The sequence below is a fragment of the Sphingomonas sp. 2378 genome (assembly GCF_038084995.1).
Taxonomy (GTDB): Bacteria; Pseudomonadota; Alphaproteobacteria; order Sphingomonadales; family Sphingomonadaceae; genus Sphingomonas.
This window is the reverse complement of the sequence record NZ_JAXCMJ010000029.1, coordinates 26,447-46,072: the sequence shown is the minus strand read 5'-3', so window position 1 is coordinate 46,072 and position 19,626 is coordinate 26,447. Positions and strand designations below refer to the sequence as shown.

The following is a 19,626-nucleotide window of genomic DNA, read 5'->3' as shown; positions in this document are numbered from 1 at the left end:
CTTGACCGCATCGCGCCCCGTGACCTTGGCCACTTAGGCGGGGTTCCCCGCCGGGGTACTTTCCTCGGCCATGAACTCGACCAGATAACGCCGCCCGATCTCAGCCGGACCGGCGACGATTTGCAGCACGCGGCCATCGACAATGAACCGCATCCGGGCATTCAGTCCCGCCCGGTAGCGGATACGGATGAACACCTCCCCGCTTTCCGCGTCGATGCGAGGATCAAAGTCCAGGACGAACAGCCCATTATCGCCCAGCGGCACGCCGATCAGCGCGTTGGGGTGTTGCCGCCACCAGCTGGTGACGCGGCGTTCGTCGCGCGTGGCATCCTTCAGGCCGCTTCCGGTGTACGGAGCCTTGGCCTTGAACGTCCGCTCGCCACCCTTGGCCAACGGGACGGTTTCGTCGCATTCACGGCATGGGAACACGGCCCATCCACGACGCACATAAGCGAGCGCCGCCTGCCCCATCGGGCTAAGCGGGGTTTGCGAAGTCACAGGCTATCCCCCGGAACAATCAGATTACAGGACGAACCGGGCCGCGCCCGATCGTCGGAAATGGTGGCGGCTCGGCCTGCCCGATCAGGGCGGGTCATCGCCCACCCGTTGCGCCGCAAGCGCCCATGGCGAATGGTCATTCAGCCATTGGGTCGCCGCGATCGAGGCCACCGCCTCGCGATGCTTGGCGCGGGCATCCCGCGCCTTGCGGATCGCGGCGCGCAGGTCGACGGGCAGCAACGGCCAGCAGCTGTCACACACCGCCTGCCACTTGCGCCGGGACTGGCCACAACCCCGAACGGGACAGAGGTAGGACATTGGCACGATCACAGGCCCACCGCCTCGACACGCTCAATCTGGCGCTCCAACCGAGCCCGCGCCTTCGCCGCCCGATCCCGCGCGCGACGGCGATCGGCTTCGCGTTCGTCGGGATCGCGCGCGACTTCCATATGCGCCCGGTAATTGGCGAACGCGCGCCGCAGCGCCTGAGCGACAGGCGCGCTCATATGTCGCAGTCCCATGGGCCCAGCGTATCGGACGGCGGGAAATACACGCCCGGATGCTCGCTGAAGAATGCGTGGATACGCTTGTCCATGAACACCGCCGTCTCGGCAGTGATGGCGCTCCAGTCGGTCAGCCGCGCCATGGCGTCGACCAGCATTTGCACCATGGACATGGGGGCATCCACGCCGCACATCGCCCAGCCGGTGGGCAGGTGCGTGACCACCCACGCCCAGCCGCAGGCATCATCCGGCAAGGGCTTACCCCAAAGGGCGACACGCGGCCGAAGATCGACCCCGAACGCACCCTTGATCCATCCGGCCGTGGCGAACTCATCCGTGCCGCCACGAACAGGCCCGCGAATACGAATGCCGCCGGGGGTCCATCCCGCCCAGCCAGGCCATTTCTCAACGGCCGCAGTCTCCACCGTCAAAACGGCCTCCTGATAGTCGTAAGGCCGGTCGACAGGATCGTGACCTGTCGATGCTCCAGCGGCCCCCAATTGATGACGGAAATGCGGCGGTCCCCCGCCGTCCGGGCCTTCAGCTTGCGAAGGGCATAGCTGGCCTCATCGGCGTGCCTGAGCCCGCACCGCCGCGCCAGTTGCTTGTCGGTGGGCATCGGCTCCCCGACCGCAATGCAGCGCTCGATTTCGGCGAACACCCGCGCTTCGCGACTGGCATGGTCCGCATGGACGGCGATCGGGCTGGGCAGGCGATGCGCCACATAGTCGAAGCCCAGCCCATCGGGGCGGCGCGGACTGAACGTGCTGATCAGCCCCATATCGACCAGCGCTCGTGCGGCCGACCAAACCGGCTGGTCGCGCGGGGGCTCGCGTCCTGTCGCGAACGTCATCCGCGCGCCCGGCTTGGCCGCGAAAACCCACGCCCGCAGCGCGGCCTCGCTCGCTGCCATCGTGACAGCCTCAGTGTGGGCAGCAAGCCCCCCCATGACGATCCCCGCCCCTCCCGGACTAGGCCGCGGCGCGGAGGACGGGACGGTCGAACCAACCGCCCTCCGGCCGGAACGTCCAGTGACGCGACCACACCGCGCAGTCGGTGGCGAGGTAGATGGCCTTGGCCATGTCCGCGTCGGGGATCACGTCGCCATTGATCAGGCGTTGGACCATCATTTCGGACGTGGCCGCCTTGCGGACGAACCGCCCCAGCGCCCCCGGCTTGTCGTTCAGGTAAAAGGCGAGGCGACGCGCCCCCTCATTGGGGACACGGGCAGGCAGATTCAGTTTCATTTCCGGGTTTCCTCGGTGGGGATGTTGGCGACGATCGCGTCCAGCGCGACCGCGATTTCCAGAAGGTGGCGGACCTCCCGCCGTATCTTGGCCTGTTCGACGCGATCGATCCGACCGTCCGACAGCGCCGCACACATTTCCTGCGTCACGTCGCCCGCCTCTTTCGACAGGCGGCCCAGCATGGTCAGCAGATCGCCGTCACTGGCGGGGACTTCAGGCAGCGCGACGAACACGCCGCCCATCACCGCGCACAGGGCTTGGGTGACATGTGGCCAGCCCTCGCGATCCATCGCCAGCGGCTCCAGATCGGCGACGATATCGATCGGCATGAAGGCGTCACGGTTATGCCGGGACGCATAGGTGCTGAGCGTGGATTGACCGACGCGCGTGAACCCGGCGGCCTTCACCTGCCCGCCCACACCCGACAGCAGATCGTCCGTGGCCCGCTTGAGGGCAAGGCGATCAGGCGTCATGGTCGGCCCCGTTCATCCGCAACCAAAGGGACAGGATATGCAGACCGTCGAAATCTGGCCGAAGGATATCGAGCTTGGCGACGCTGTCGGGGAAGGCCTTACCGTGACCTATTTGCGCATGACGGACCCGGAGAGCGGGCTGGATGTCATAGCGTTCATTCGCCCCGAAGCCCTGCAAACGCTCGCCGACCAATTCAGGAGCGCCGTTGCAGCGAAGGCGAACCCGCATTGACGGGCGCAGGCATAGCGACGCGCTCATGCCGCCACCTCCGAAACCAGCCGCACGCCCCGGCGCTTGATCCCGTCCGAACGGAAACTTTCGATCCCCAGGGCGGATAGCTGCCGCCCGAAGGCGGTCAGCGACGGAATGGCGGCATGGCCGCATTCTGCCGCCCAACCGGCGAAATCGGTATACAGCGTGACCGTCGCGACCGGCGATGACGCTGGGTCGCGTTCCAATCGCTCGTCGGCCCACTGAACCACGATCGGCGCGACCGTGCTGGCGCTGGCGGCAAACCGCTCGATCGCGTCGCCCCCGAACACATCGGGAAGGCCCGCGATCATCCACGCCCGCCGCGCCGTCGCACAGCGCCGCGCCACATGCGCCGCCCGCACGAACGCGATCGCGTTGCGCAGCCGGTCCGGGTCATCAAGGATCGCGGGCCGGGCGGGCGCGGCCAGTTCCGCCGCCTCATCCGTCATCCGGCGGAGCAGTTGCTCCATCCGCTCGAAAGCGTCGTAAAAGGCGATGCGGAAATCCAGCGCCCGTTCGCCCTTGAACCCGCCCACCAGCACGACGAAGCCCTTGCGGTTCATCGTGTAATAGTGGCTGTCCCGCTGGGCACCGGAGCCGATATCGACCTTGGCGACCTTCAACGAAAAAGTTCGCTTAAGGTCAGGACGGGATGAAACGAGATCGACAATGCTTTTCAGCACGTCCGCGTGACGCCGACCGAAGGCCCCCGCCACGTCACGGCTGTCTGCTACCGCCTCGCCATCGACCACGGACACCATGGCTTCGACGCTCATTGCCGCGATCATGCGGACACCTGCCCGATAATCTGGCCCGACATATCGGGTGACGGAGGCAACGCCTCAGTCGTATCGGTTCCGTTATGGAAACCACACCATCCCGGCCCGGACTGACGCGCCCTAGCAACCGTGGGCGACAAATCCGACGCGCTCAGCGCACCGAGCGTCTCCCGCTCGACGGTAAGCGCCAGGTCAGCAGGCCAATCAGTGGAATCCCGCAACTGACTGAGCCGAGCTTTGGATACTCCTGCCGCCGCACTCAGCGCCGTAAGCGTCATCGCCGTATCACTGGCAAGATAATCGGATAGCGTGGTCATGGACAATGGTTTAGCCATTCTAAACAAAAGCCGCAATGCCTTTTGTTTAGCTACGCGAAACGACCCGGCTCGCTATCTGGCGTATAAATGTCGGATGGCCGTCCCCGAATACGACTGGTATTTCCGTGAATGGCTTGCCTACTTCGGCAAGAAGCAGCGCGATGTGGTCAGCGATCTTGAGTGGAATAAGTCCAAGGTCAGCCTGATGGCCGCTGGCAAGCAGCCATACACGCGGGAGGAGGTAAACGAGATAGCCGCATACCTAAGCCTGCGCCCTTACGAATTGCTGATGCACCCGGATGACGCCATGGCGTTACGCGCCTTGCGCTCAGAGGCAATGAAAGTCGTTACCCAGACAAAGCGCTTTGACGATCCCACGGAAGAATTTGAAAAGCGAGATGGCACTCACGGATGACGTGGGGAATCGAGAAGACGCACTTTGGAGTTACGGACACTCTGGCGTTTGTCGATGTTGAAACGACAGGCCTATCTGCAAATTACCATGACATCATCGAATTGGCCGTATTGCTGATCGTGCCCGGCCAGAAGCGCCACCATGCTATTAGCCATTTGGTTCGTCCACCAAATGGCATCCCCCCGAAGATCACCGCACTAACTGGCATCACGAATGCGATGGTCGAGCGGGATGGGATCGAACTGGATGATGCAGCGCACCGGCTTAGAGAGGCGGTGCACCCGCATCCTATTGTGGCCTTTAACGCGGCCTTTGATATCTCTTTCCTCGATGCTGCGTGTCATAAGACATATCCGCGCTCTGAACGCTCAGGCCACGCCTGCGCCCTGAAACTTTCGCGCCTCGCGTGGCCAGGACTGGCCAGCTACAAGCTGAGCAATCTAGCGAACTTTCTAGGGCTTCCACCGTCCACTGAACATCGGGCCTTGGGCGACGCCAAGCGCTGTGCCCATGTCTATTATCGCGCCCTTGGTGCCCGAACGACCGAGACGTAAGACGGAGTTTCGTTTTTCTAAACAAAATTATTGCGGGCGTGTTTAGATATGCTAAACAAACGCCACGGGCATTCCGCCCGGATGGAAGTCCGCAATGGCAACCTCTTTCAGCAAAAATTCGGATGACGCGCCCGCAGCGCCTCACCAGCTAAGCAACCTCACCCAGCGCTGGCGCGCCGCGCCCCATGCGCTGCCCGCACTCATCCGCGATCATCATGCGGGCGGCCCCGCCGATCGCGGCGAACCGCAGCTGCCCCCCAATGACCCCGACCACAACGACAGCCCCGGCACCGCCTTTCTGGCAGTCATGGCGGCGCTGGTCATCTATGTGGTCGGCGGCATCGTCTATGCCATCTTGGCAGGCGGCAACGCATGAGCGCGCCCTCCCCCGCCCTGTTACCCCGCGAGGGGTGGACATGATCGGCTACACCTTCTTGTCCGACGCCGAACCGTACCCCGACCAGCCCAAGCATTGGCAAGTCGTGATGCGCCAGCGAACCCCGCGCCGGACGTGGTATGCGCCGCGCCTGCGCGATCAGTGGGCGCAGCTGGCGCAGGCGGCCGACCAGCTGTTGGACGCCCGCCGCAAGAAAGACCCGGCCTCGATCGCCAAGCGCCGCATGACCGTCGCCACCGCGCGCCAGCGCGAACGGATCATGGCGGCCGTCGCCGCGCTCTGGCGCGACGTGGAACGCCGGAAGGAACTGGCGGCCCCCATCGACTGGCCCCAGGTCTATGGCGCGACATGGCTGGAAATGCTGACCGACCTTCGCACGGTGGCGCAGGCGGCGACGGCGCTGACCGACCAGACCATGGCCGGTTGCGCCATTGCTCTGGCATGGCATTTCGAGCCCATCACCGATGGCGGCCCGCCGCATATCGTCGTCGCGGCGGACTATGTCCGTAACGCCCCCCGACCCAATCGGGAGGCCGCATGATGGACTCGTTACAAGCCCGCCCGAAAACGACGCGGGCGCGGGTGGCCTATCCGCCCCGCGAGTGTCCCGAGTGCAGGGGCATCTTCACGCCTCTGGATCAACGCCAGCTGTTTTGCTCGGTCGAGCATCGCACCGCTTGGAGCAACCGGGCGACCGTGCGCGGCCGGGTGCTGACCCTCTACGCCATGGCCGCCCGCCAGACGCGGGAGGGAACGCGGGGCGACAAGGCCACCGGCAAGCGCGCCGCTCAAATCCGAAACGGCTTGATGCAGCGCTACCGGGATGAGGATCGCGAGGCGGGCCGCATGGATGCGGTGCGCTTTGCCGCCCTGCGTATCAAACATGGGTTCGAACCGATATGATGTGCGAATCGGCACCGATCGATCCGAACATCATAGAATTGGCCAAGGCTTTGGCCCGCGCCGCCGTGGCGCGAGACATGGCCGCCGCGAAGAAGAACCGGCCCCATGCGAACGCTGATCTACGCCCGATACTCTAGCACGCTCCAGAACGATCGTTCGATCGAGGATCAAGTTGCGCTCTGCTATCAGCGTGCCGCGCGTGAAGGCTGGACAGTCGTGGAGACTTTCTCCGATCGGGCGACCAGCGGCGCGGCCGGGATCGACACGGGCAAGCGACCGGGCATGGAAGCGATGCTGGCGCGGATCGCGCGCGGCGGGATCGAGCAGGTACTGGCGGAAAGCACGGACCGGCTTTCCCGCCATCAGGGCGACTCGTTCGCCCTTCGCGAGCAGTTGGAGGAAGCGGGCGTCCGCCTGTTCACGCTCCATGACGGCGTGGTCGACGATATCAACGGCACTATCAAAGGGCTGTTTGACGCGCGTTTCCGCAAGGATTTGGCATCGCGCGTCAAGCGCGGCCAGCAGGGAAGCATTAGAGCGGGCAGAGCAGTGGGGGGCGTGGCCTATGGCTATCGCCGCGTGATCAAGCTGGATGACAACGGCGAACCCATTCGCGGCCTTCGTGAAATCGATCCCGATAAGGCTCACATCGTGGAGCGCATCTATCGCGAGTATGTACGCGGAGACAGCCCCATGACGATCAGCGCCCGTCTCAACGCCGAAGGCGTCCCGCCGCCACGGCGGGGGGTGTGGCATCCCGCGACCATCACGGGCTCGAACGGTTTCGGCATATTGGTGAACCCGATCTATGCGGGCGTCATCGTCTATGGGCGGACCCGGCAGGTTCTGGATCGCAAGACACGGGTGAAGCGGATGAAGCCCGGCCGCGACGAATTGCTGCGCGGGGAAGCCCCGCATTTGCGCATTATCTCGCCCGAGCTATGGGACGCTGTGCAGGAAGAACTGGCCAAGCGTCGATCCCCCCGGCCAGAGCGGCAACGGCGTCCGAAGCACGTCCTGTCCGGCTTGGGCAAATGCGGTGTGTGCGGCGAAGGCAATTGGATTCTCACGCGCAGCAACTATTGGGGGTGCAGCCACGCGGCACGCGGAAAGGCCTGCACCAATCGCCGCCTTGTCGCGACCGATCAATATGAGCGCCAGGTGCTGGAGGGGCTGAAAGGCCAGATGCTCGCACCGGAAGCGGTCAAGGCCTATGTCCAAGAGTATCACCGGGAACATGCGCGCCTCACAGCCGACACGGGTAAGGCGCGCGCCCAACTAACCCGCCAGCTGGCGGACGCCGACCGCAAGCTGGCCAATCTAGTCGCGGCCATCGCCGATGGCGGCGGGGCATTCAGCGAGCTACGCAACGCCATGGCCACCGCGCGCGAAACACGCGACCGACTGGCACAGGAACTCGCCTCAATCGACGCGATCCCGGTTCTCCAGCTGCACCCCGGCCTTGCCGATCGCTATCGCCGTGAGGTGGAGGAATTGGAGATGCTGCTGGCGGATAAAGTAACGAAGCTGGAAGCCATGCCCCGGATTCGGGCGCTGATATCGGAAATTATCGTCACCCCGTCCGACGCCAAGCGCGGCGTGGCGGTCGAAGTCAGGCGAAAAGCGGATGAGATGGTGAAACTAGCAAGCGGCGTCCCATTAAGAGACGCACGCTGAAAATAGTTCGCCTATCGACACCCATTTGCAAACAAAAAAAAGCGGCCCGAAGGCCGCTTCCAAATGAACTAGGCGATCTTCCGTTTTGCCGCGACATGACGGCCCGTGACGGCATTCGCCATCTTTTCTCGGGTTTGCCTGACCACCTCGCCCATCGGGTCGGGCGCCGATCGCGCTATCGTCGGACGGACGTCCTGGCGAACGAGGACGTCGAGACTGCAGCTCATATCCATGTTTACGCCTCCTCTGCTTGCGAAATTTGATCGCGCATACGGTCGAAATACCTGCGATTCAACTCCTGCGGAAAATAGTGTTTCCGCTTAACCCACACAAACCCATCGGCTTGGCTTATCACGGCACAATCGATTGGACCGCCGACCGTTTCCATCCCTCTGGTTACGCGGCGCTTTATTGAGGTTAGGTTAACAAGCGCCTCGGCCATCCGCGCCATTTCCGGCTTCGGCATAAATTCGACCATACCCTCGATCTCCTCCTCCGATTGCTTACGGATGACATCGAACGTCTGTTCCCTTAGGGCATCAAGAAAGGCTTGCTCCATGTCAATCATGTCAGCAGCCGTCTGATCGCGATCGGCATCCTCCATCACTAGATAGTTAAGGGTTTCCTCTCGAATAGAAGGAATAGACCGCTTGCAAAAATCCTCAATCTTACGTTCTATTTCGTCGTCAAGGCCGTACAAAAAGCGTTCAACCATTTCTTTTTGCGCAAACGGAATAACTTTAGCTTTTATTCCGCCACGACGAACATCAACGTCATTCGATTTATATACCCGAAGCTGACCATCAATCATTCCATACATTTCATATGAAATTAAGGTAGGAAATATCTCATTTCTACCATAACCCGCAATGATAACTCCAGTATGCGGAGTCCATCGCACCCGTCTGGACAGTATTACTGAAGCCAACTCCCTAGCTTCTCTAAGCTGGTCACCCTCGGCGTCCGGCAAATGCTCCAAGACAAGGCGACTTACAACCTCGTCCACATCTTTCTCATCACCTAAAGCATCGCCAATTACTTCAGTTTCTTCCAAAGATTCTAATGCGCGAGTGACGGTAGCGATTTGCTCAGAAAGCACAGATAATCGCACCTGCCTAAAATATGTTGCTAGATCAGCGGTGCCCTCAGGGGGCGCTTCGCTTACACGACTATAGAATTTATCATTTGTGCGCGTTTTGACCAGCGTAAATGCCGGTTCTAATAATGCATAAAGTGATCGCACCACCGTCTCTCGCGGCGACGCAGCTCCAAATTGCTGCAAGTAGCTGAGAAAATGCGTTGCTGCTTCAGCCACGTTGTCAAAGCGCGGTGCTTTTGAACGGTAACGCTTGATAAGCACCGGAAGCGGGGCTTCCATAAAGTGCATATTGCTATTGATCATAACAGCGATCGGATCATTCCGTGTAAGCTCGAATAGCTTATCCTCGGAATCGAACACCTTCTGTTGATCGCTTCCTAGCGACAGAGTAATAGCACTATCGGCCGCCAATGCTATCGCCGTCTTGTTGATAATGGCCACCTCGGCGGTCACATCAATTCTCCCCTATTTTCCACACAATGCGTGGAGAGAGGCAACGACGCAATAGCCTTAATGGTCTCGCAACAAGCCAAAATTCAGGAGACTTATTCCTCTGGCTTTTTTTCAGTTTCTTCTGCCTGCGCCGCGGGAGTTGGCGCTGACGGCGCGGGGGTAACCACGGGCTTAGCCCTCGCACTATCAATCAAAGATTTGGCGACTGAGAGTACGGGGACGCCAACAAGTGCCAATGCAACCGATACATGTCCAAGAGCGGCACAGCCAATCGCCCCGCCAATCGATGCCATCGTAACGATGGTACCCAGCCAATGCCCTCTGCGCGTATCAGCTTGAAGTAAGTCACGAGCGTTTTGCGAAGCCTCAATGGTAGCTTCTTGCTGCCGCTCGGCCATACGTAGGATACGATCGAATGCGCCCGGAAGAGTCGCCTCATAACGTTCGATTGCGTCTGGTGGCGGGTAAGGTCCCTGCCACATTTGTACCTGTTGTACGTGGGCAACCTGCATTCCCGGCACGACTTGCATGCCTATGGGAATGCCTTGAGGTTGAAGAATGACCGGCTGAGCAATGACCGTAGGATTCGATGCGTCCTCCGCTGCCTCATCAAAAACGGCAGGCGCAGCCTCTGATTCCGACGTGCTTTCCAATGCCTCGTTAGCGCGCGAGTTTCCGAGCTCTGACATTTTTACGAACCTTCTTGGCAGCAGCGTTCATATACCCCCCCGTTGCCGCCAAACTTTCCGCCGGGCCAGGAGTAACAATCAAGGCGTCATACCTAGGTTGCGGGGCATATAGCGACAGCGGAGCAGCAAGCCCTGCTTGAAACGCCGGCCAGAAAGCCGAACTGGGCATGGTACGTGTCCTCGTCTTCTCAATGCGCCATCTGACCAGCGCATTGCTGATTTGGTTGGTATAAACCAACGTGTCAACACACGGCTCGGCACCCTCCCACTGCGATAATCGAAAAATTCTCTCAAATTTCTGATTAAGTCAGCATGGTCACAAACTGCCTGATACGGATTAATATGGCGATAACGCCTAATTTTCCAATAGAAACCGTTCTTTCGGCGTTGGTCCATAGCGGCTTGAACCGAACGATCGCTGATCCCTCGTGCTACGCTAATGCGGTCGCCCCTATCAGCCAAATTTTAGGCCATTCGGCTCACATTGTTGCTAACTGGAACGAACTTTGGAAAGCGAGAAGACACGCCTGTTGAACGATACTCCGACAGGAAGGGAACGCCGATGTCTATTGAACAGACGATCTGGGAGCTTGAAATCGATCTTCTGGAAATGATCGACCCCGGCTATCGCGCTCAATTAGAGCGCTTTATTGCCGGGGTCGATGTGTCAGAGGCAGTGATCGATCCATCCAGTGATCCGAGCAAAGGTATCGTCGGATAAATCGAGAAAGGCCCGACGCTGATCGGTCGGATCAGGCGTGCGTTTGATCTCGCCGTTCGCGACCATATCAGCGATGTGACGAAGCGCCGTCGTAGGCGGGATGTTCGCCGCTATGCAAAGCGAAGATACCGAAACCCGGTGCCCCCTGAGCCGGGCGACATACAGGTCAAGTAGCATGTCCCAATCCGGCTCTACGAACAGGTCAGGCCGAAGATATTTGCGTCGCTTTGCCCTTGCCGCAATCAGGGCTTCGACCGTTCGAATCCGCTTGGCGGACCATGCGGGGACTTCGACGTAATCCCTTACGAGTTGGTTGAGCTCGTCGATGCGTTGCGCAATTGCTGTTGCCGCACGCAGACGATCAGGATCAAGATCACGACATAGGCCCAAAGCTGTTCCGCGAACGCGTAAGCCATGGGCACCGTCTGGGGTTTGAGAAATCGTGCAACGTGGGTCATGACCGCAATCGTCTGAAGGGCAGTGATCCATAGAGGCCAAAACCTCGTGCTCCTTGCCATGATGGCGATGAACGCAATGAGCGTCGCTACATCAACAACGAAGATTCCGATTTCCTCACGATACCAAGCCGGACCGTCGTTTGCGGCCAGCCATGTCGCGATGCTGCTGATCACCGCCGCGACGATGCACAGGCGTTCATCCGTCTCACCATAGGCGAGGATGTATATCGATGCGGCGATCAGCAGCAGCAGGAAGATAATCGGGACGAGCCCTAGCAGGGTGTCGAGCATGTTCCAGGAATATGCCCCTTCCCCGGCATGGTCTACGCCGCGACGGTGATCTTGCCGTCCGCCTTGGCTTCAGCGGGCGGGCAACCGGGCAGACTGCCGAAGCTTGTTTCCCGAAGACCGGCCTTGACCCGAGTGACGGCCAGTTCCCGACGCGTGTTGATCACGTTGTTGCGGACCTCGCCCAGCGCCGTCACGGTCGCAAGGGTGCTCATGATCGCCGAATGGGTCATCAGCGGCCCGACACGGGCTTCCAACGTGCTTTCGGCAAGCGTGGCGAGGAAACGGCCACCACGAGCGATGGCGATATCCACGGCGGTTTCGAACGGATCGAGATCGGTGATGATGCTGCGGGCAGCTTCTTGAACGATGTTCGGCATGATAACTCCGGGGCGCAACAGCGCGTCGAATCGACCAGCCGTCGAAGCTGGTCAGAATAATTCGGAAAGGCCGCTCAGCGCAGCGATCGAGCCGCCGAATACCAGGGCTATGATGGCTGACAGCGCGAGCGAATATGCGAGCTTACCTGCAAAGGTCAGGTCATTGCGCGGTCTCCCTTGGGTGGGGAACGGCAAGGGAAAGCCCACCGTTCGGCCCAAGATCGATGCGTCGTCCGGCTGTGGTTCGACCACTATCGTCGGCTTATATATAGCCGGATCATACACGCTGCCCTCATGTTCGAAGAGCAGACGCGCCGCTTCCACGCTACGGCTAACGCCAAGGTGCTGGCGGGCCGTGGCCAGACGCTGGTGAACGGTAACCGGGCTTCGCCCGATATGCCGCGCGATGTCCTTCACCTCCCAACGAGCATGAAAGAGGCGCAAGCACTCTTTCTGCCCATCGGTCAGTAGATCGAATCTATTGTCCCCCATATCGGATGTTTTTAGCGTCGGAATGGGTCAGAACAAACATAGTTAACCCAAGAGCCATACGGCCCCGTCAAGATTCCGTTCAATCATCAACCGGGTCCGCACCGAAATGCCAAAGCGAGTACTGTTAAGCACCTGCTTTTTAACGGTTTCCTTTATTGCGATAACGGATAGTTCGCCGAGAGCCATATCAAGCAACTGGTCGTCCGCACCTGGATCGGCGCGGGGATGCCGCTGGCGGGGACGGGATGCGCCATTTCGCCCTCGATCCTGGGCAGGATCGCCGCCCTGCGCGGCGGCGATCCGTTCGATGCGACCAGCCTGACCGAAGATTACGAACTGGGCCTGCGCATCGCCGAATTGGGCGGCGAGGGACTGTTCGCGCGGGTGGCCGACGGGACGCGGCACGGGGTGGTGGCGGTGCGTGCTTTCTTCCCCGCCACGCTGATCGCCGCCATACGGCAAAAGGCGCGCTGGATGACCGGCATCGCGCTGATCGGATGGGACCGCACCGGCTGGGGCCGCACGCTGGCGATGGGGGATCATTGGTGGCGGCTGCGCGACCGGCGCGGGCCGGTGGCGATGCTGGTGCTGGCGGCGGCCTATCTGGGCATGGTCGCCGATGCCCTGTCGGTGCTGCTGCACATGATCGCCGACACCCCCTTGCCGCCGGTCCATGCCGGACTGAAATTCCTGTTCGGGATCAACGCATTGTTGTTGAGCTGGCGGCTGGCGGTGCGGATGATGTTCACCGGGCGCGCCTATGGCTGGCGCGAGGCGCTGTGGTCGTTGCCGCGGTTCGTCATCGGCAACTTCGTCGCGCTGGCCGCGATCCCCCGCGCGTTGATCCGCTATGTCCATGTGCTGCGCGGCGGGGTCGCGGCGTGGGACAAGACGAGCCACCGCTTTCCGGACCTGTCGCCGCAGCCATGAGCGGACGGCCCCTGCGATTCCTGGGCGGCATCGTCGGGTTGTGGACGCTCGGGCGGATCGCGGTCCTGCTGCCCTCCGAACCCGCCGTGGAGATGGCGATCGCGCCCGAGCGGCCCGCCACGACGAAAACCGCCCCGATCCTGGCCACCAATCTCGCCGCACCCGGCCCGGCATCCCAGCCGATCCGGATCGCCTATGTCCGAACGCCTTCGCCCGCCCTGAAGATTGCTCGACGGGCGAGCGCGCCTCCGCCTCCGAATACTGTCTCGGTCGCTGTCCATGAGGACGTCCGCCTTGAAACGCCGGTCCGCATCCCGTTCTCGATCCCGGCCCTGCCCGAAACACCCACCCCCACTCGGCGATGGAGCGCGAGTGTCTGGGGGATCGTCCGCGACGGCGGGCGGACCCTGCTGCCCGGCGGGCAATTGGGCGGCACGCAGGCAGGCATCCGCCTGTTGCGGCGGCTCGATTTACGCGGAGACCTGTCCGCCAGCCTGCGGCTTTCCGCCCCGTGGCAGGGGATCGGGCGCGAAATGGCGGTGGGGGTCGATTGGCGACCCGTTCGCCGCCTGCCGGTCCGATTGCTGGTCGAACAGCGCTTCGCCCTCGATTCGGGGCGGGACGCGCCCGCCGCACTGATCGTGACGGGAATCGGCCCCAAAGCCATCGCGCCCGGCCTCACCCTGACCACTTATGCGCAGGCCGGGGTGGTGGGCCGCACCCGAGTCGAACCCTTTGCGGACGGCGCGGCGCGGATCGGTATGGCGGTGTCGCCCGACATGGATCTGGCACTGGGCGCATGGGGCGGGGCGCAGCGTGATGCGCAGCGGCTGGATATCGGACCGAGCCTGGTGCTCGCCCTGCCCGTCGCCGATCGAAGGATTCGCCTGTCCCTCGACTGGCGACAACGCGTCGCCGGTCGCGCCGCCCCCGGCTCCGGTCCGGCCCTGACACTGGCAAGCGATTTCTGAGAGTCGGTTTGAAAACGGGCCGGTGCCGCCGGAAATTGGCTCTTTCGCCAATTTCCCCGTCTCCAAACGATCGACACTGTTCGGAAAGACCCTTGCGGCTATAACGCGGGCGTGGACCTGTATCTTCCGATTGCCAATCTGTCGGTCAACGCGCTCGTGATCATCGCGCTGGGGGCGGGCGTGGGTCTGTTGTCGGGCATGTTCGGGGTCGGGGGCGGCTTTCTGACCACGCCGCTGCTGATCGTCTATGGCATCCCGCCCACCGTCGCCGCCGCCTCCGCCGCCAGCCAGGTGACCGGGGCCAGCGTGTCCGGCGTCTCCGCGCATTGGCGGCGCGGCGGGGTGGATGTGAAGATGGGCGGCGTGCTGGTCGCCGGCGGCGTGGTCGGATCCTTCGCGGGGGCCTGGATCTTTCGCCTGCTCCAGGCGAGCGGACAGATCGATACGGTCATCGCCATCGTCTATGTCCTGATGCTCGGCTGGATCGGATCGGTCATGGCGCGCGAGGCGGCGGGCGCGATCCTGGCACAGCGGCGCGGCGTGCCGCAGCGCGCGGCACGGCGACGGCATCACCCGATCGTCGCGGCGCTGCCCTTCCGCACCCGATTCTACGCCTCGGGCCTGTACATCTCGCCGCTGGCGCCGCTGATGCTGGGCTTCTTCGTCGGCATCCTGACCATATTGCTGGGCGTGGGCGGCGGGTTCATCCTGGTCCCCGCGATGATCTATCTGCTGGGCATGGCGACCAATGTCGTGCTCGGCACTTCGCTGTTCCAGACCCTGTTCGTGACGGCGGCGGCGACCATGGTCCATGCCACCACGACCAAGGCGGTGGACATCGTGCTGGCCGGGCTGCTGCTCGTCGGATCGGTGACGGGAGCGCAGGTCGGCGCGAAGCTGGCGACCAATGTGAAGCCCGAATATCTCCGCCTCGCGCTGGCCGTCATCGTCCTGCTGGTGGGGCTTCGCATCCTGCTCGGCCTGGTATGGCGGCCCGAGGAGATCTTCACGGTCCAGCCGCTGTGAGGAAGGCCGCCGCCGCGCTGGCGTTGCTGTCGCCCCTGCTGATGGCCCAGGCCAAGCCGGTGCTGGTCCCCGACGTGTCGCAGCGCGATATCCAGATCGCCTACAGCTTCACCGGGGCCGAACTGCTGCTGTTCGGCGCGATCCTCTATCCCGGCGGGCGCCCGCCCCAGGACGACAAGCCGACCGATATCGTCGTGGTGGTCAAGGGCCCGACCCAGTCGATCCTGATCCGCGAGAAGGAGAAGATCGCGGGGCTGTGGGTCAATGCCGGGCGGCTGCGGTATCAGTCCGCGCCGTCCTTCTACGCCATCGCCTCGTCGCGCCCGATCGAGCGGATCGTCGACGACCGGACGCGCGCCATCTACGAACTGGGGCTCGACAGCCTTCAGCTTTCCCCTGCCTCCAACGCCCCCGCCGATGTCCAGGCGCGGTTCCAGGAGGGGCTGGTCGATCAGCGCCGCCGCAGCGGCCTGTATGTCGAGGCGCCGCGCGCCGTCGAGATCACCGACGACGTGCTCTACCGCGCGCGCGTCACCATCCCCGCGCGCGTGCCGGTGGGCCGCTTCACCGCCGAAACCTTCCTGATCCGCGACGGTCGCGTCCTGGCCGCCGCCGTGCGCGATATCGACATCCGCAAATCGGGGTTCGAGCGATTCGTCGCGCGCGCCGCCGACCGCGCCGCCATCCCCTATGGCCTGACGGCGGTCGCCCTGTCGATCCTGCTGGGCTGGGCCGCCGGCTGGATCGCGCGACGCGTCTAGGACTTTGTAGATACGGCATTTTAAGCTTCGCGCGGTACCAGACCAGTCCTTCTCCCAGGATCGGACGGTTTCGTCTCCATGTTCTCCCCTTCCCCCGCGCTCGAATATCCCGCGTCGCCCGTGCCCGAGGCCCCCGTCATAGGCTGGCTGCTGGGTATCGCCGGATCGAGTGGCCGCATCGTCCTCGACCGGGAGGCGGTCGAGGCGCTGGCGGGGCATGCCGACCCGGTGCTGGCGGCGGCGGGGCAGGTGGCGATGCCGGTGAAGATCCGCCGCGACGATCGCTGGATCATCGGATCGATACGCGCGCTGTCACTCGACCCGTCCAGCGACGCCGCCGCCATCGCGACCGAGATCGACCTGATGGGCGAGGCCATGCGCCACGCCGAAACCGGCGAGATGCTGGGCTTTCGGCGCGGCGTGACCTCCTATCCCCTGCCCGGCGCGACGATCCATGCGATCAGCAATGCGGAACTGGCCGGAATCCACGCCAATACCGATATCACGACCGTGCGGATCGGCACCGTCCATCCGGCGCGCAGCGTGGCCGCGACGCTGGCGATCGACGCGCTGCTGGGCCGTCACTTCGCGCTGCTCGGCTCGACCGGCACCGGCAAGTCGACCGCGACCGCGATGATCCTGCACCGCATCTGCGACCTGGCGCCGCAGGGGCATATCGTGATGATCGATCCGCACGGCGAATATGGCAGCGCCTTTCCGGACAGCGGCGCGGTTCACGATGTCGGCAATCTGCGGATGCCCTATTGGCTGATGAATTTCGAGGAGCATTGCGAAATCCTGCTGACGGCGGGTCCCGCCGACCGGCAGGGCGATGCCGACATCCTGGCCCGCTGCCTGCTCGCCGCGCGGATGCGCAACCGGGCGGCGCAGGAGCTGCCACGCGTCACCGTCGACACGCCGATCCCCTATCTGTTGTCCGACCTGACCAGCCTGTTGGCGCAGGAGATGAGCAAGCTGGAACGCGCGGGCGACAGCGCGCCCTATCTGCGACTGAAGACCAAGATCGATGAGTTGAAGGGCGATCCCCGCTATGCCTTCCTCTTCTCGGGCATGCTGGTCGCCGACACCATGGCGAGTTTCCTCAGCCGCATCCTGCGCATGCCGAGCGGCGGACGCCCGATATCGATCATCGACGTGTCGGGCGTGCCGTCGGACGTGACCAGCGTCGTGGTCGCGGTGCTGGCGCGGATGATCTTCGACCATGCGATCTGGTCACCGCCGGAGGAGCGTCGCCCGGTCCTGATGGTCTGCGAAGAGGCGCATCGCTACATCCCCGCCCGCGCCGAACAGGAATCGGCGGTCGGGCGCGTCCTGTCGCGCATCGCCAAGGAGGGGCGCAAATACGGCGTCTCGCTGGGCCTGGTGACGCAGCGGCCCTCCGATCTGTCCGAAAGCGTCCTGTCGCAATGCGGCACGATCATCGCGATGCGGCTGAACAACGAACGCGACCAGGCGATGGTCCGCGCGGCCATGCCGGAAGGGGGCCGCGGCCTGCTCGACACCATCTCGGCGCTGCGCAATCGCGAGGCCATCCTGTCCGGCGAAGGCGTGACGTTCCCGATGCGCGCCAGCTTCGACACGCTGGAGGAGGGCAAGCGGCCCGCCTCCAACGACATGCGGATTTCCGCGACCTGGGCGATCCCCGCGCGCGGCGAGGCGGCGGTGGCGGACACCGTCGCGCGCTGGCGGACGGCGGGCAAGTGACAGCGAAGGGGAAACCCCACCTCCGTTCAGCCTGAGCGAAGTCGAAGGCCAAGGGTCGACCGTCGGGCGGGCGCTTCGACGTCGCTCAGCGCGAACAGAGGTTCCGCGCGATCTACCGCCCCGGCCGGACCGACAACAGGCTCTGCACCTCGTGACGGAAGGCACGCAGCTTCGCGCCCGACAGCACCGCGACGCTCGTCAGCTTCAGGCTGCGCGGATCGACGGCGACGCCGTTCCTCCACACTTCCCAATGGAGATGCGGGCCGGTCGACATGCCGGTCGATCCGACATAGCCGATCACCTGCCCCTGCCGGACCCGCGCGCCCGAGCGGACGGCAAAGCGGCTCATATGGCCGTAACCGCTGGCGACGCCGCCGCCATGCGACAGCTTGACGAAATTGCCATAACCGCCCGACCGGCCCGCGAACTGGACGACGCCGTCCATGATCGCATGGATGGGCGAACCATAGGGCGCGCCGATATCGGTGCCCTTGTGCATCCGCATGAAGCCCAGGATCGGGTGCATCCGCTTGCCATAGGACGACGTCACCCGCCCCGCGACCGGCATGTCCATGCTGCCGCGCCGTTCGCTCTGGCCGTTGACGTCATACCATTGGCCGTCATCGTCATCCGCCAGCCGCGCCAGCTGTACCTTGCGCCCGCCATGATCGAGCCCGGCGAAGAGCAGCTTGCCCAGCCGCGTCTCGCCGGTGGCGGCCCGCTCCCGCTCGATGATCAGGTCGAAACTGTCCGAGCGCCGCACGTCGCGCCCGACCGACACATGCGACGACAGCGCCTTGATATAGGCCTCCACCACCTTGGCCGGAGCCCCGGCGGCGCGAGCGGAGCGATAGAGGCTGGCGCCGACCAGCCCCTGGAGGCGCAGCGGCGTACGGTCGATCGCGATGGGCTGCTTCGTCATCGACAGCCCCTGCGCCGTGCGGGTCAGCGTGACGGCCAGGTCGAAGCGCGCGCGCAGCTTCATCGCCTCCAGCGGGCGCGCAACCATCCGGCTGGGCCGCCGCCCCAGGGTCAGCGCGACGCGGGTGCCGGAGGCGATCGCCTCGCCCCCGGTCGCCTGGTCGACCAGATCGGCGGCGGCACGCGCCTGGTTACGGGCGACCCCGGCGCGTTGCAGCACGCGGGCCAGTGGATCGCCCGACCCGATGGTGGCGGACAGGTCAACACTGGGACGCTCGGGCGCTTCGGCCAGATGCTCGACCAGCTCGCCCGCCGCCAGGCGACGGCCGCTATCCGCGCCCAAGGCCAGCGGGGCGATGGCCTGTGCGCGGGCGTTCTTCCAGGCATCGCCGGTCAGCGGAGCGGGAACGCGCGCCGGAATGGAATGGTGAAAGCCCGGCGCCATCGCGATCGTCGCCGCGCACAGCGCCGAACAGGTCGCCAGCCCCCGCCACCAGTCGCGGCTGCCGATCTGCGCGCCCAGATCGGGCACCCAGTCGATCTCGCGCATCGCCCGTCGCCAGCGGGCCAGTCGCCCGACCGGTACCAGGGGAAATCCCCCGCCGATCGTCCGCGCGGCGGTGCCGCCGGATACCAGAAATGCGTCGTCGCCGGCCAGAAACATGACTGAGAAGTGCGTCCGTCTATCGTCGATCC

26 protein-coding genes and 1 pseudogene are annotated in these 19,626 nt (G+C 63.6%); 13 read left to right on the top strand and 14 right to left on the bottom strand.

Going from position 1 to position 19,626, the window contains the following annotated elements; all coding sequences use genetic code 11:
* Positions 1 to 33: 33 nt before the first annotated feature.
* From SM191_RS13845 to SM191_RS13815, 7 genes are all read right to left on the bottom strand, one after another.
* A complete protein-coding gene (locus SM191_RS13845) occupies positions 34 to 498 on the bottom strand; it encodes a bifunctional DNA primase/polymerase (protein ID WP_341506702.1) in 465 nt (154 codons plus the stop codon).
* Between the two features lie 84 nt (positions 499 to 582).
* Positions 583 to 759, bottom strand: coding sequence for a hypothetical protein (locus tag SM191_RS13840; RefSeq protein ID WP_341506701.1), 177 nt, complete (start codon positions 757 to 759; stop codon positions 583 to 585).
* A 65-nt stretch (positions 760 to 824) separates the two neighbouring features.
* Positions 825 to 1,004, bottom strand: a complete 180-nt coding sequence (locus tag SM191_RS13835) for a hypothetical protein (RefSeq protein ID WP_341506700.1) — start codon at positions 1,002 to 1,004, stop codon at positions 825 to 827.
* On the bottom strand, positions 1,001 to 1,432 hold the full coding sequence (locus SM191_RS13830) for a hypothetical protein (protein WP_341506699.1): 432 nt from the start codon (positions 1,430 to 1,432) through the stop codon (positions 1,001 to 1,003). The genes SM191_RS13835 and SM191_RS13830 overlap by 4 nt, the downstream gene beginning before the upstream one ends.
* Complete coding sequence (locus SM191_RS13825; protein ID WP_341506698.1) at positions 1,429 to 1,914, bottom strand: hypothetical protein; 486 nt, start codon at positions 1,912 to 1,914, stop codon at positions 1,429 to 1,431. The genes SM191_RS13830 and SM191_RS13825 overlap by 4 nt, the downstream gene beginning before the upstream one ends.
* Before the next feature lie 58 nt (positions 1,915 to 1,972).
* Complete coding sequence (locus SM191_RS13820; protein ID WP_341506697.1) at positions 1,973 to 2,248, bottom strand: hypothetical protein; 276 nt, start codon at positions 2,246 to 2,248, stop codon at positions 1,973 to 1,975.
* Entirely contained in the window at positions 2,245 to 2,721 is a 477-nt protein-coding gene (locus SM191_RS13815) for a phage regulatory CII family protein (RefSeq protein ID WP_341506696.1), read from the bottom strand. Before SM191_RS13815 ends, SM191_RS13820 begins: the two co-directional genes overlap by 4 nt.
* A gap of 37 nt (positions 2,722 to 2,758) precedes the next feature.
* On the opposite strand from SM191_RS13815, the gene SM191_RS13810 reads away from it, so the two are divergent.
* Positions 2,759 to 2,953 carry a hypothetical protein gene (locus tag SM191_RS13810; RefSeq protein ID WP_341506695.1) on the top strand — a complete coding sequence of 65 codons (195 nt, stop codon included), beginning with the start codon at positions 2,759 to 2,761 and terminating at the stop codon, positions 2,951 to 2,953.
* Between the two features lie 23 nt (positions 2,954 to 2,976).
* On the opposite strand, the gene SM191_RS13805 is transcribed toward SM191_RS13810, so the two are convergent.
* The gene (locus SM191_RS13805) at positions 2,977 to 3,735 is read right to left on the bottom strand and encodes a Rha family transcriptional regulator (RefSeq protein WP_341506705.1); all 759 of its coding nucleotides are present in this window, start codon (positions 3,733 to 3,735) and stop codon (positions 2,977 to 2,979) included.
* A 333-nt stretch (positions 3,736 to 4,068) separates the two neighbouring features.
* Here SM191_RS13805 and SM191_RS13800 point away from each other — a divergent pair, with 333 nt between their 5' ends.
* The 6 genes from SM191_RS13800 to SM191_RS13775 all read left to right on the top strand — a co-directional run bounded on the left by SM191_RS13800 (position 4,069) and on the right by SM191_RS13775 (position 8,016).
* Entirely contained in the window at positions 4,069 to 4,485 is a 417-nt protein-coding gene (locus SM191_RS13800; RefSeq protein WP_341506694.1) for a hypothetical protein, read from the top strand.
* Positions 4,482 to 5,039 carry a 3'-5' exonuclease gene (locus SM191_RS13795; protein ID WP_341506693.1) on the top strand — a complete coding sequence of 186 codons (558 nt, stop codon included), beginning with the start codon at positions 4,482 to 4,484 and terminating at the stop codon, positions 5,037 to 5,039. The genes SM191_RS13800 and SM191_RS13795 overlap by 4 nt, the downstream gene beginning before the upstream one ends.
* 94 nt (positions 5,040 to 5,133) lie before the next feature.
* Positions 5,134 to 5,415: a hypothetical protein gene (locus SM191_RS13790; protein WP_341506692.1), complete on the top strand. Its 282-nt coding sequence runs from the start codon at positions 5,134 to 5,136 to the stop codon at positions 5,413 to 5,415.
* Positions 5,416 to 5,455: 40 nt separating this feature from the next.
* Positions 5,456 to 5,977 (top strand): hypothetical protein, encoded by a 522-nt coding sequence (locus SM191_RS13785; RefSeq protein ID WP_341506691.1) that lies wholly within the window; start codon positions 5,456 to 5,458, stop codon positions 5,975 to 5,977.
* Positions 5,978 to 6,018: 41 nt separating this feature from the next.
* A complete protein-coding gene (locus SM191_RS13780) occupies positions 6,019 to 6,339 on the top strand; it encodes a hypothetical protein (protein WP_341506690.1) in 321 nt (106 codons plus the stop codon).
* A gap of 105 nt (positions 6,340 to 6,444) precedes the next feature.
* The gene (locus SM191_RS13775; protein ID WP_341506689.1) at positions 6,445 to 8,016 is read left to right on the top strand and encodes a recombinase family protein; all 1,572 of its coding nucleotides are present in this window, start codon (positions 6,445 to 6,447) and stop codon (positions 8,014 to 8,016) included.
* A gap of 235 nt (positions 8,017 to 8,251) precedes the next feature.
* On the opposite strand, the gene SM191_RS13770 is transcribed toward SM191_RS13775, so the two are convergent.
* Positions 8,252 to 9,568 carry a hypothetical protein gene (locus tag SM191_RS13770; RefSeq protein WP_341506688.1) on the bottom strand — a complete coding sequence of 439 codons (1,317 nt, stop codon included), beginning with the start codon at positions 9,566 to 9,568 and terminating at the stop codon, positions 8,252 to 8,254.
* 92 nt (positions 9,569 to 9,660) lie between these two features.
* On the bottom strand, positions 9,661 to 10,257 hold the full coding sequence (locus SM191_RS13765) for a DUF2335 domain-containing protein (RefSeq protein WP_341506687.1): 597 nt from the start codon (positions 10,255 to 10,257) through the stop codon (positions 9,661 to 9,663).
* 562 nt (positions 10,258 to 10,819) lie between these two features.
* Between SM191_RS13765 and SM191_RS13760 the strand changes: the two genes are divergently transcribed.
* Complete coding sequence (locus tag SM191_RS13760; RefSeq protein WP_341506686.1) at positions 10,820 to 10,978, top strand: hypothetical protein; 159 nt, start codon at positions 10,820 to 10,822, stop codon at positions 10,976 to 10,978.
* Positions 10,979 to 11,280: 302 nt separating this feature from the next.
* Here SM191_RS13760 and SM191_RS13755 read toward each other — a convergent pair whose 3' ends face one another.
* From SM191_RS13755 to SM191_RS13745, 3 genes are read right to left on the bottom strand one after another with little or no spacing between them, the layout of a single operon-like run.
* On the bottom strand, positions 11,281 to 11,727 hold the full coding sequence (locus tag SM191_RS13755; RefSeq protein ID WP_341506685.1) for a hypothetical protein: 447 nt from the start codon (positions 11,725 to 11,727) through the stop codon (positions 11,281 to 11,283).
* Positions 11,728 to 11,759: 32 nt separating this feature from the next.
* Positions 11,760 to 12,104, bottom strand: coding sequence for a hypothetical protein (locus SM191_RS13750; RefSeq protein ID WP_341506684.1), 345 nt, complete (start codon positions 12,102 to 12,104; stop codon positions 11,760 to 11,762).
* A 51-nt stretch (positions 12,105 to 12,155) separates the two neighbouring features.
* Positions 12,156 to 12,521 (bottom strand): hypothetical protein, encoded by a 366-nt coding sequence (locus SM191_RS13745; RefSeq protein ID WP_445949859.1) that lies wholly within the window; start codon positions 12,519 to 12,521, stop codon positions 12,156 to 12,158.
* Between the two features lie 258 nt (positions 12,522 to 12,779).
* Between SM191_RS13745 and SM191_RS13740 the strand changes: the two are divergent.
* From SM191_RS13740 to SM191_RS13720, 5 genes and pseudogenes are all read left to right on the top strand, one after another.
* Positions 12,780 to 13,526, top strand: a pseudogene (locus tag SM191_RS13740) (glycosyltransferase); the annotation flags it as partial.
* Positions 13,523 to 14,497: a hypothetical protein gene (locus SM191_RS13735; RefSeq protein WP_341506682.1), complete on the top strand. Its 975-nt coding sequence runs from the start codon at positions 13,523 to 13,525 to the stop codon at positions 14,495 to 14,497. The pseudogene SM191_RS13740 and the gene SM191_RS13735, both read left to right, overlap by 4 nt.
* Before the next feature lie 111 nt (positions 14,498 to 14,608).
* Positions 14,609 to 15,523 (top strand): sulfite exporter TauE/SafE family protein, encoded by a 915-nt coding sequence (locus SM191_RS13730; protein WP_306997145.1) that lies wholly within the window; start codon positions 14,609 to 14,611, stop codon positions 15,521 to 15,523.
* Between the two features lie 41 nt (positions 15,524 to 15,564).
* Positions 15,565 to 16,284: a TIGR02186 family protein gene (locus tag SM191_RS13725; protein WP_307003029.1), complete on the top strand. Its 720-nt coding sequence runs from the start codon at positions 15,565 to 15,567 to the stop codon at positions 16,282 to 16,284.
* Between the two features lie 78 nt (positions 16,285 to 16,362).
* Entirely contained in the window at positions 16,363 to 18,009 is a 1,647-nt protein-coding gene (locus SM191_RS13720; RefSeq protein ID WP_341506681.1) for an ATP-binding protein, read from the top strand.
* Between the two features lie 112 nt (positions 18,010 to 18,121).
* Here SM191_RS13720 and SM191_RS13715 read toward each other — a convergent pair whose 3' ends face one another.
* Complete coding sequence (locus tag SM191_RS13715; protein ID WP_341506680.1) at positions 18,122 to 19,594, bottom strand: M23 family metallopeptidase; 1,473 nt, start codon at positions 19,592 to 19,594, stop codon at positions 18,122 to 18,124.
* Between the last annotated feature and the right edge of the window lie 32 nt (positions 19,595 to 19,626).